The 12,124-nt window shown below is 42.6% G+C and carries 11 protein-coding genes; 2 read left to right on the plus strand and 9 right to left on the minus strand.

Annotation, left to right across the window (positions count from 1 at the left end; genetic code table 11):
* The 9 genes from RCH61_RS04735 to treP all read right to left on the minus strand — a co-directional run.
* Nucleotides 1–287 (minus strand): hypothetical protein (locus tag RCH61_RS04735; protein ID WP_306480034.1); only part of this gene is annotated, 287 nt, incomplete at its 3' end.
* Between the two features lie 15 nt (nucleotides 288–302).
* Nucleotides 303–938, minus strand: a complete 636-nt coding sequence (locus tag RCH61_RS04740) for a lactate utilization protein (RefSeq protein WP_178006441.1) — start codon at nucleotides 936–938, stop codon at nucleotides 303–305.
* Between the two features lie 93 nt (nucleotides 939–1,031).
* Nucleotides 1,032–1,793: a type 1 glutamine amidotransferase gene (locus tag RCH61_RS04745; protein ID WP_178006442.1), complete on the minus strand. Its 762-nt coding sequence runs from the start codon at nucleotides 1,791–1,793 to the stop codon at nucleotides 1,032–1,034.
* Nucleotides 1,790–3,145 carry a Mur ligase family protein gene (locus RCH61_RS04750; protein ID WP_178006443.1) on the minus strand — a complete coding sequence of 452 codons (1,356 nt, stop codon included), beginning with the start codon at nucleotides 3,143–3,145 and terminating at the stop codon, nucleotides 1,790–1,792. Before RCH61_RS04750 ends, RCH61_RS04745 begins: the two co-directional genes overlap by 4 nt.
* Before the next feature lie 32 nt (nucleotides 3,146–3,177).
* Complete coding sequence (locus tag RCH61_RS04755) at nucleotides 3,178–4,071, minus strand: Cof-type HAD-IIB family hydrolase (protein ID WP_178006444.1); 894 nt, start codon at nucleotides 4,069–4,071, stop codon at nucleotides 3,178–3,180.
* Between the two features lie 159 nt (nucleotides 4,072–4,230).
* A complete protein-coding gene (locus RCH61_RS04760) occupies nucleotides 4,231–5,604 on the minus strand; it encodes an MATE family efflux transporter (protein ID WP_178006445.1) in 1,374 nt (457 codons plus the stop codon).
* 221 nt (nucleotides 5,605–5,825) lie between these two features.
* A complete protein-coding gene (locus tag RCH61_RS04765) occupies nucleotides 5,826–6,287 on the minus strand; it encodes an Hsp20/alpha crystallin family protein (RefSeq protein ID WP_178006446.1) in 462 nt (153 codons plus the stop codon).
* A gap of 96 nt (nucleotides 6,288–6,383) precedes the next feature.
* Nucleotides 6,384–8,033, minus strand: coding sequence for an alpha,alpha-phosphotrehalase (gene treC / locus RCH61_RS04770; RefSeq protein ID WP_178006447.1), 1,650 nt, complete (start codon nucleotides 8,031–8,033; stop codon nucleotides 6,384–6,386).
* Between the two features lie 12 nt (nucleotides 8,034–8,045).
* Nucleotides 8,046–9,983 (minus strand): PTS system trehalose-specific EIIBC component, encoded by a 1,938-nt coding sequence (gene treP, locus RCH61_RS04775; protein WP_306480035.1) that lies wholly within the window; start codon nucleotides 9,981–9,983, stop codon nucleotides 8,046–8,048.
* A gap of 178 nt (nucleotides 9,984–10,161) precedes the next feature.
* Between treP and treR the strand changes: the two genes are divergently transcribed.
* Nucleotides 10,162–10,893 carry a trehalose operon repressor gene (gene treR, locus RCH61_RS04780; protein ID WP_178006621.1) on the plus strand — a complete coding sequence of 244 codons (732 nt, stop codon included), beginning with the start codon at nucleotides 10,162–10,164 and terminating at the stop codon, nucleotides 10,891–10,893.
* 173 nt (nucleotides 10,894–11,066) lie between these two features.
* Complete coding sequence (locus RCH61_RS04785; RefSeq protein WP_178006622.1) at nucleotides 11,067–12,086, plus strand: CPBP family intramembrane glutamic endopeptidase; 1,020 nt, start codon at nucleotides 11,067–11,069, stop codon at nucleotides 12,084–12,086.
* Nucleotides 12,087–12,124: the final 38 nt, after the last annotated feature.

Genomic DNA, 12,124 nt, shown 5'->3' on the forward strand with positions numbered 1-12,124 from the left:
GCCGGATCTGATGTTGCTCCTGTTCTTCTCTGCGCGCTTCCTGCTGCCGGATCTGAAGCAGTTCCCACAGGTCCTCTGCGCAGACTTCCCTGAGCCCTTCCGGCCTGTTCTGACGGCTTTCGAACATTCTCCGAATCCCTTTTCATAGGAGTAACCGCAGATCTGCTTCCGGTCGGTCTTCTCACCTGTCCGCTCTTTTCTCCTGCACTTCTCTGCACATCCCCGCCTCTTCGAACCGCACGTTTATGTGCAGCTTGATCTGTTGTATTTCTATCATTTCTGTCCATAGGTAATTTCCTCTCCTAAAATCCCAAAACATCATCCACAAGAATTATTTTAAACCGTTTCGGAATTCTGCTGAACCTTGTCACCAACACCTGACAACAGATGCAGTCCGAACTTTTACAGTCAAAACAAGTCCCATTTTTCACACATGGCGTCTCAAGTCCAAATCTTTGTATATTGATCGGAGCTGCTTCATTGCGCGCTCTGTGCATCGCGTCTTCTTCGGACTTCACCACTTTATTCATTCCCACAATCAGAAGAACATTTTTAGGGCCGAACGCATACGCCGCCACACGATTGGCATTTCCGTCTATATTAACAAACACACCGTCCTCGCTCATTGCATTCACACTGCCGAGATACCAGTCACATGTAAACGCCTTCAGCGCAATCTCCTGCCGCTCTTCCACTGTCGAGGCTTTATCTCTGTCATAGAACTCATAATCGCCTTCATTGATCGCATCAAGAAGCCCGACTTCACGAACCGACATCGAACCACCCATTGTAATTTTGCTGCCTTCTTCAATCAATTCCAATGCTTTCTGAACAGCTTCTTCTTTGGTCGAAGCATAATAAGCCTCCATATTTCTTGACTCAAGCGCTTTTACAACACGTTTTCCAAGCGCTTCATTACGCATCTGTCTTACATCCATATGAAATACTCCCTCTTTCTTCATTTTTATAAGTACACGGAAAAGTTTCCGCGTTCTCTTGTTTTCGTTTTCCCCGTCTCTTCTTCTCTCCTGTTACGTATGTCTTTTGATTGTCTCCCGCAGAACATATTTTTTATCGCTGTAACGGCCGGCAATGTAACTGTTCGCCTTCTTCTCCGTATCGTCCTTAAGAGGTTCAAGCTGTACTTCTATGCCGTATTTTCTTTGAAGAGCCTTCTCAAGAAGATAATCGCATACTTGCGGATTCTTCGGAAGAAGAGGTCCGTGCAGATACGTCGCGATCACATTTTTATATACAACGCCTTCATATCCTGACTTTCCTGTATTCCCAAGTCCATAAAATACTTTTCCGAACGGAGTATGATTTCCGATATATGTCCTGCCGCCGTGATTTTCAAACCCTACGACAGGCTGTTCAAAAAGCGGGCTGTTAAGCACAATATTACGGATCAATCGTTCCGGCTGCCACTCTGTCGTTATATCAAGAATGGAAAGGCCCTCGATTGTTTTCTTATCCGTCTTATAATATTTTCCAAGGAGCTGATAGCCTCCGCACACGGCAAGAACAACACCCCCGTCTTCAACATATGCTTTAAAATCCTCTTTGATGTCTTTCAAAAAGCCACATACAAGTTCCTGTTCCCGATCTGAACCTCCGCCTAAAAGCACGATGTCCAACTTGGAAAAATCAACTTTGTCACCGGATAAAAAAGGGATCACTTCCGCTTCCATCCCCCGCCATTCGAGACGTTTCCGAAAACATTGAATATTGCCCCTGTCACCATATAGATTTAAGAGATCCGGATATAAATGTCCGATCGTTAATTTCTTCATTCATCCGTACCTCCTTTCGACTCTAATTCTGTCAGCATATGATTCGTCTGATACAGTCCCGAATAATTCACAATAACATAAAGGTTTTTCGTACCCTGTTTCACGCATTCCATCACCGACGCCCGCAAATTATCTGTAGATTCACACGGAACATCTTCATATTTCAAGCGCAGCGCCATATCATATTTTCTTGTTCCCGCCGTAATGATCTTTCTCGCATTACTTTCCGCAAGATACTGAAAATCTACATCCCAAAGCCATGACACGTCTTCCCCGTCCTGATAGGTGTCATTGATCTGAATAATAATATCTTTTGGATTCGGATCTCTGAGCACATGGGATACTTTCTGCTGAAAGCCAATCGGATTCTTCGCCAAATGAAGCTGCACTCTTGTACCGTTTATATTAAAAATACTTTCTCGATTGTTTCCGTAATCAAACGCCTCGATCATTGCCTTAAATCCTGCGTATCCTGCCCCAAGCGTCCGAAGCGCCGCATAAGCAGCCAGCGTATTGTATATGTTATAAGGAGTTCTGATCTCAGGATCAAAATGAATTCCATCCATATCGAAAGAATATAATTCTTCTTTTCTTATAACATGTTCCGCCGTATATTCAGGGTTCGGTCTATTCCATCCGCAATTCGGGCAATGATACATACCTAACTGCCCGTAATGGAAAAACTCATATTCCAGTTTCTTTCCGCACTTACGGCAGAAAATACTTTCCCGTATCTCTGAGCGGGAAACATCATCAAAAATCTGCTCGCTGATCCCGTATGTTACAAATGCATTCTTACTCTCCTGAGCCAAAGAATACGATAAAATGTCGTCGCAATTTATAATAAGCGTTGTCTTCGGAACACTCGTCACAGCCGTCATCAACTTATTATAAGTAATATCAACTTCTCCGAAACGGTCAAGCTGATCTCTTGAAATATTAGTCAGAAGAGCACAATCCGGCTCCAATTTCGGCAGCACTCCTACCGATGCAATCTCATCAACTTCGATACACGCATAATCTGCATCCAGATTTCCATGCTTGTCCGTTGCAAGAACAAACGCCGATATGATTCCATTTAGCATATTCGCGCCTGTACGGTTAATGATCACTTTCTGCCCCTCATGTTCCAGCGCCTTACATAGAATTGCATTCGTTGTCGTCTTTCCGTTTGTTCCCATTGTTACGATTGTCTTTTTTCTGACCTGTCCTGATAACTCTTTCAGAATATTCGGATCGATCAGACGCGCTACATATCCCGGAAGGGTTACCCCGCTTCCGCGATTCAACTTTTTAATCAGACTGCTCGTCGCTTTCGCGCATTTCACAGCGAATTTACTTCTCAATCTCATATTTGAACCAATTTCCCTTTTCCTGTTATTTTTTAATCAAAATTTTTAGTCAATTTCATTTTCTGTCTCTTCAGCAATTCCCGAATCGCATATGCAACGCCCAAATCGTCATTCGACTTCGTGACATACTTCGCCACAGCCTTTAGTTCCGGAACGGCATTTCCCATCGCCACTGTCGCGCCGAAATCCATGGACATCATCGAATAATCATTCAGACTGTCTCCAAGAACCATAACCTCATCCATCGTATAGCCAAGCGACTCGATGTATTCTTTCAAAACCGGTCCTTTCTGTGCGCCTGCTGCTGTAATCTCTACATTCGATTCAAATGATGACGCAACTGCAATCCTCGGGTTTTTCTCAAGCTTTCTCGTCACTTGACGTACTAATTCAAGGTCATCGGAAAACAGAAACAATTTAAACACCGGAATACCGGCTCTTTCAATCTCATCAAAATCAGCCGCCCGCTTCACATTCTCTGCCGCTCTGCGGTAGGTGCTTGTTTTCACGACTTCTTCCCGTGTCATATTCACATGGAAAAGAAGCATTTCCGAAATAATACTTTCATTAACCTCTTCTTCTGTTCCAATCCGGTAATCGCCTTCATTTGTAAGAAATACAATCGAGATCGGAAATTCTTTCACTGCTTCACAGATTTCTCTGCACAGATCCATCCCCATACCGCACTTTCTTACAACCCTTCTCTGCTGATCTCTCACTTCAGCTCCGCTTCCCAATATATAATCGCAGACAATTCCTGTTCTGTTCAACTCCGACATAGCGCCTTCATAACCTCTGCCTGTCGCCACCATAAACCTAAGTCCTGCGTCACATGCTTCCCGCACTGCCGCGATCGTATCCGGTGCGATCTTGTGATCATTCCCAAGAAGTGTTCCATCCATATCGCTTGCTATCACTTTGATCATATTCTATATCTCCAATCCACTATACGGATAACCCGTCCTGCTAACATGCGGTTACTTATTATCTTATCCATTATAAAGTTTTTCCCCGCATTTTACAATACAAATCTCCCTTGAGTTTCCATAGCCTTTCTCCTTGCGTTCCACCGTTTTTTCAACCTTTCACAGTTTAATATCTCCAAGTCTTCCATCGCCTTTTAAATATTTCTTATACACATAGAAAAAGACAATACTTGTCACTGACGCCGCCAAAATATCCGCCACCGGCTCTGCATAAAAAGCGTCTTTCGCGGTAAACAAAACAGGCAGGAAACAGGTCGCCGAAAAATAAAACACTTTCCGCACAACCGACATTCCAAGCGACAGTTTCGTCATTCCAAGAGCAGTCAGCGCATCCACAAAAACATATTGCAGACTTAGTGGAACAACCATCAGCGTAAACACCTTGATTCCCCATACAGACAGATTCCGATACTCTTCATTATCTGTAAAAATACGCACAAAATACTGCGGCGCTACTCTTGATATAATAAACATCACTGCTGTAAATCCGACACAGAGCAGCAAAACCCAAAACACGGTTTTTCGAATTCGATCCGGTCTGTTCGCCCCGTAATTGTAACTGATAAGCGGCTGGGATCCCCCTGTGACGCCAAGCATCGGAGACGTAATCAGCAACATATAACTCTGCACGATCGTAGCCGCTGTGATCAGTGTATCTCCATAATCTGCTCCGCCGTAATACTGTAAAACAGCATTCAGTGCAATAATAATTACACTGTCAGATGCCAAAATCAAAAACGGGGAAAATCCGATCTTCACGATTCGTTTTCCAATCTCACGTTCCGGCTTTACAAGAGTAAGCGGAATCCGCATCTTCTTTCTTTTTAATGTGTAAAGAACGAAGATACACGATGACATCTGCGCGATCACCGTAGCAGCCGCCGCCCCCGCAATGTCCATTTCAAATCCAAAAATAAACACCGGATCAAGCACGATATTAACAACTGCACCGATCAGCGTTGTCAGCATTCCAAGCCCCGGATATCCCTGCGCGGTAATAAAATAATTCATTCCCATTGATAAAAGGGCAAAAAAAGTACCAAGTGTATAAATAGTCATATATGTATTCGCATACGGAAAAATATCCGCGCTTGCTCCAAACCAGCGCAGCAGATAATCTTTCGTAAGCAGAAATATAACTGTCAATATTCCCGAAAAAATAAGCAGCATCGAGAAACTATTGGCAAGAATCTGTTTCGCACTTTTTTCATCCCCTGCTCCAAGCCGTACTGAAAAAAGAACAGAACCGCCAATACCGATCAGTGTTCCGAACGAAGACAACAATGTAATGATCGGAGCGCATACCCCCGCTCCTGCCAGCGAATCCGCCCCGATCACCGGAATATTTCCTATATAGATCCGATCCACTATACTATACAGCACATTGACAAATTGTGCGAACATAAACGGAATCGAAATTTTCAGTACAAGCAGAGGAATGGAATCCCTGCCGAAATCATTTTCTTTTTTCATAACTCATATAACCCTCTCCTTAAAACTTCAGGTTATATCTTATCACTTTCTTCTTAATATAAAAACAGTGGAAAACGTTTTTTCTAAAAGTTTTTGATTACAGTACTTTCATTCCATAAGAATAATGTTTCCTATGGAACAAAAAAACAGCAGTGCACAGGAACAGCATCCCCGCTGCCCCTGTGCACTGCTGTCTAAGAAACTTAACAAAAGAATGGAAATTATCCTTCAATAGCGATTGATTTCTTAGCTTCTACTGCTTTCGCATCCTTTTTCGGAATTGTTAGACTCAAAATACCGTTCTCAAATTTTGCTTTAATATCTTCATGCGTAATGGCATCGCCTACATAGAAACTTCTCTGCATTGCGCCTGCATAACGCTCTTTCCTGATGTATTTTCCTTTCTTATCTTCCTCGTCCTTGTCAAGTCCTTTCGCCGCCGAGATCGTCAGATAACCATTCTCAAGATCTACGCTGATCTCATCTTTCTTAAATCCGGGAAGATCTACATCCAACTCATAGCCGGTCTCATGCTCACGGATATCTGTCTTCATCATGTTTTTAGCATTCTTACCGTACAGAGGATTTTTCTTACCCCAAAAATCTCTGTCAAATCTCTCAAACGGGAACTCCATCCAGTCATCATCAAACAAATTTTCTCCAAAAATACCAGGCATCAACATACGTCATATCTCCTTTCAAAACACTTTTGAATTTATTGTTTTCTTTGTTATATCTGTAATATAGCACCCGTTATTAGCGCTGTCAAGAGGCGAGTGCTAATTTTCAAAAACTGCCAATTCATATGGGCGCATCATATACGTTTCCGCCTGAAACGAAGCGCTGCCTTCGCTGTAATTACAAAGAATCTCCCGATATGATCTCCACGCAGGATCGATCTTTATCTTCTGTTCCTTCTCACCCAAATTACAGATTACTATCACTTTTTTCGAATCCAGAACTCTTTCGTATACCAGCGTCATATCCGTATCAGTTTCCAAGAAACGGATCCGTCCTTTTGCTATCACCGGAAACTCTTTTCTCATAGTAATCAGTCTTTTATAAAAGGCAAGAACTGAATCTTCATCCTCTTTCTGTGCTTCTACTGTCACTTCTTCTTCGAACTTTGCCGACATAGGAAGCCACGGTTCTGTTTCTGAAAAACCGCCGTATTTCTCATAATTCCACTGCATCGGAGTTCTGCTGTTATCCCTTGATCTCGCCGACAAAATTGTCATCGCCTCTTCTTTTGTCTTCCCTTTTTCCAACAAGATCTGATAATAATTCAGACTTTCCACATCTCGATACTGATCGATAGACGGATAATAAGCGTTCAGCATCCCGATCTCTTCTCCCTGATATATATACGGTGTTCCTCTCATAAGATGGATCAAACCTGCCAGCATCTTCGCCGATTCCTTCCAATAGATCCCTTCATTTCCCATTCGGCTTACAATCCTCGGCTGGTCATGATTGCACCAAAACAAAGCATTCCATCCCTGCCCCTGCTGCATTCCTGTCTGCCACTCAATAAAGAGTTCTTTTAAGCGCTTATAGTCCGGTTTCATAAGAGACCATTTATCCCCATCTTTATAGTCGACTTTCAAATGATGAAAATTAAAACACATTGCCAGTTCTTTTTCTTTCGGAGACGAGTACCGAATACAGTTTTCAAGCGATGTGGAGGACATCTCCCCTACGGTCACAAAATCCTCTATCTCTGCATCTTTTACCATCTCTTTCAGATACTCGTGAATATGCGGACCATCCGTATAAAATCTACGGCCATCCCCTTCGAGATCATCTTCCATTTTTTCCGGCTTTGACACCAGATTGATAACGTCGAATCGAAACGCCCGAATCCCTTTCTCTTTCCAAAAGCGGAGTATCTGTTTTAATTCTCCCCGAACTTCTGGATTATCCCAATTCAGATCTGCCTGCGTCACATCAAACAAATGCAGATACCATTTTTTTAATTGCGGCACATATTCCCATGCAGAACCTCCGAATTTTGACTGCCAGTTTGTCGGCGGCTGATCCGGTGATCCCTCCTTAAATATATAATACTTCTGATATTTTTCTTCCCCTGCCAGCGCTTTTTGAAACCATCTGTGTTCTGTAGAAGTATGATTAAATACCATATCCAGCATTAATCCGATCCCTCTTTTTTCACTTTGACGTATGAGTTCATCCAAATCCTCCATCGTTCCAAACTGAGGGTCTACATCGCAGTAATCTGCCACATCATATCCATTATCATTTTGCGGCGACGGAAAAAAAGGAGTCAGCCACAAATAATCCACGCCTAAATTCTGCAAATAATCTAACTTTTCAATAACTCCCGAAAGATCGCCAACTCCATCTCCATTCGTATCCCGAAACGACTTCGGATAAATCTGATAAACTATTTTATTGCTGAAATCTGCCATTTTCTTCCTCCTCTATTGAAAATCCGCAATCATCGTCTCATTCGCTTTTGCAGACATTCCTGTATAAAACCGCAGTTCTTTTGCACTGCCTTCTTCTGTAACAACACAAATCGTAACATCTGAATGTCCCGATTCTTTGATCTTATCCCGATCAAACCGGATCAGCGGTGTTCCCGCCTTAACTTCTTGCCCCTGTTCAATCAAATACTCAAACCCGACGCCTTTCATTTCCACAGTATCTACTCCGATATGTAATAAAATTTCCATACCGTTTTTCAGTTTCAATCCACACGCATGTCTTGACTCCGGCATTATTACCGCAACCTCTGCATCTGCCGGTGCATACAGTATTCCTTCCTTTGGTACGACTGCCATCCCGTCTCCCATGATCTTTTCAGAAAAGACACCGTCTCCGACTTCTTCTAACGAAATAGCTTCTCCTGTTACAAACGCTGTCAACTTTCCGGGGATTGATTCCTCTTTTTTCTCTACTATTCCTGTTCTTTCGTTTTCTGCTTTTTCTTCGTTTTTCCAATCCACTTTCAGCCGTTTTCTTCCTACAATGATCGTCAGCAAAAACGGAACTGCAAACGCAATCGCCATACAAATTGCAAAAGATCCCATAAACGGAGGCTGAATGGATAAAATTCCCGGCAGGCCGCCTACACCGATCGCATTTGCCGTTGTTCCCGTTGCTGTACAGACAACTGCCGCAAGACCCGAACCTGCCATTCCGCAGATAAACGGAAATCCCCGTTTCAGATTCACTCCGAAGATTGCCGGTTCTGTAACTCCCATATAGCAGGAAATACATGACGGAATGTTTACTTCCTGCGCCTCCGCATCTTTTCTCTGCAGCCAGATCATGCCAAGCACCGCAGATCCCTGCGCAATATTCGATAAGGCAATCATCGGCCAAAGCGCTGTTCCGCCATAATCAGCGATCAACTGCAAATCAATGGCATTCGACATGTGGTGAAGTCCTGTAATCACAAGAGGTGCGTATATAACGCCGAACACCGCGCCAAATAAAATCTTGAAAGGTCCGGTAATGCCTGTAAATACAATTCCCGAAATTACTGATCCAAGCTTCCATCCGATCGGTCCTAACACAAAATGAGCAGCCATAACTGCCAGTACTAAACTACAGAATGGAACAACAATCATCGAAATAACCTGCGGTGTAATCTTGCGGAAAAATTTCTCCAGATACACAAGTGTAAATGCTGCTAAAATTGCCGGAAGAACCTGCCCCTGATATCCAATCATATTGACTTGAAAATTTCCGAAATCCCACTTCGGGATCTCTGCCGCCGCTGTTCCTGCAACCGCATAAGCATTCAGCAGTTGTCCGGACACCAATGTCAGACCCAAAACGATACCAAGCATTTGCGTTGTTCCCATTTTTTTAGTCACCGACCAGCAGATTCCTACCGGAAGCATATGAAAAATAGCTTCTCCAATCAGCCAAAGGAACTGGTCTACGCCAGCCCAAAACTGACTTACATCACATAATGTTTTCGTTCCGTTTTCCAGCAGATATAAACTGTCGATACAATTCCTGAATCCCAGTATCAAACCGCCTGTGATAATTGCCGGGATCAGAGGCGCAAAAATCTCCGCCATAACAGAGATCATCCTCTGAAGCACATTTTGATTTTTCTTCGCCGCCTGCTTCACCCCATCTTTTGAGACGCCTTCAATTCCCGTCTCTTTCACAAAATCGTTATAAAAGTCAGCCACCGTGTTCCCGATGATCACCTGGAACTGCCCTGACTGCGTAAAACATCCCTTGACAACCTTCATTCCCTCAATCGCCTGCACATCTGCCTTCTGAGGCTCCTGCAAAACAAACCGCATTCTCGTCATACAATGTGATACGGCCGCAATATTCTCTTTTCCTCCGATCAGACGCGCCAGCTCTTTTGCATCTTCTGTGTAAACTCCCATCGCTTTGCTCCTTTACTCGCGTTCACTTGTTTAAACATGTTTCTTGATTTTGTTATATCACACTTGTTTAAACATGTCAACATGTTTTTAGAATTTGTTTAAACAAGTTGTTGACTTTCTCTTCATCTGTTTTTATAATGATACTATCAAAAACAACACTATTAAGAGAGGTTTCTCAATGCCGCGCGCCATATATGAATTTATTTATAAAGATTTAAAACAAAAGATTGAGCACAATGAATTTGATTATCAGGAGCTTCTCCCTTCTGAGAATATGCTGATCCAGACATATAACTGTTCAAGGAACACGCTTCGTCGGGCAATTCGCTTCCTTGTAATGGACGGATATGTGCAGACAATTCAAGGAAAAGGAGTCCGTAATATATATCAGCCTGCAGAACAGACAGCTTTCACGATCGGAGAGATCGAAAGTTTTCAGGAATCTGCTGCCAGAAACGGCAGCAAGGCTTCCACAAAAGTTCTTTTATTTACCGAGATTACAATTAATGAGAAGCAGTCTGCTTATACAGGGTTCTCTGTCGGTGCACAGGTTTACTATATTCAGCGTCTTCACTTTTTAGATGACAAGCCGCTGATCCTTAACCATAACTATTTTTTGAAGGAAGCTGTCCCCGGACTTACAAAAGAGATTGCCGAAAGTTCTATTTATCAATACCTTGAAGAAACGCTTCAAATGACGATCGTAAACAGTAAACGTATCATGACAGTGGAAAAACTCACTCAAATTGACGAAACTTATTTGAACATGAACGCCGACGATTACAACTGCATGGCTGTCGTCAGCAGCCAGACTTTCAACAGCGACGGTATTATGTTTGAATATACGCAATCGCGGCATCGACCGGATCATTTTCGTTTCTATGACAATGCAGTAAGACGGCCTATTTAATATGATTTGAGAAAGAAGAGAAAAACAGCCTCTTCAAGCTGTTAGGAAAGAGCTGTTCTTTTTACTATAAAGATAAAGGCTGTTTTTATTGCTTTTTGCCTCTCAAGATGGGATAATAGACGTAAAATTTTTATTTTTTATGGAGAATCTTACGCAAGAGGAGGTTATTTTATATGGAAAATACTGATCTGATCATCCCGGCTCCGGTCGATCCGTTAAAAAAACACAAGAGACATTTTTCAAAGATCGGACTTTTTTATTTCTGCGGCGCGATCATCATTTCTGCCGTGCAGGTTTCTGTTATTACGCTGATCCAACTGATTGCACCTCAGCTTATGACAAATCCGAATATTTCTCTGCTCATTTCATCTCTTTCGATGTACCTTATTGCGATGCCGCTTTTGGTTATCATCGTACGCACCATACCACACATGGTCATCCGAAAGAAAAAAATGACGATAGGGCAATGGCTGATCGCCTTTTTTATGTGTTATGCACTTATGTATGTCACGAATTTGATCGGAACTTTCACAACTGCGGTGTTCGGTGTATTAAAGGGAGATCTTGTCGACAATCCTCTTCAGGATCTTCTTGTCGGTCTGTCTCCAATCACAGCGTTTTTCCTGATGGTGATCTGCGCTCCGATCGTTGAAGAATATATTTTCCGCAAACTGATCATCGACCGGACAGTACAATACGGACAAGCGACCGCCATCCTTTTATCAGGATTGATGTTTGCCTTGTTCCATGGCAACTTCAATCAATTTGTATATGCATTTACGCTCGGTGTGTTCTGGGGATTCATTTATGTAAAAACCGGACGCCTGATCTATACGGTTGCTCTGCATATGACAGTAAATTTCTTAGGATCGATTCCCGGTCTGCTTATGATGAAATCAACTTTCTTTAATCAGCTTTCTCTGATAACAGAAAATAATCCGGCAGCCACGATCGATCTCATTATGCAGCATCCGATTCAATTTCTTTTGATCTGTTTTTATATGTTGCTTGTTTTTGCACTCGTAATTACCGGCATCGTATTTTGGGCAATTCATTTCAGGAAATTCAAATGTGCACCCGGAGAGATCACAATTCCGAAAGGAAAACGTTTCTCAACGATCATCTTAAACGTCGGAATGATTCTGTATTGTCTGTTTTGGATCATTCAGATCATTTTACAGTTATTTGCCTGATGAGATAAACGCTCATGTTCAGCTGCAAACTACATATG

Source organism: Mediterraneibacter sp. (assembly GCF_030825015.1).
Lineage (GTDB): Bacteria > Bacillota > Clostridia > Lachnospirales > Lachnospiraceae > Mediterraneibacter.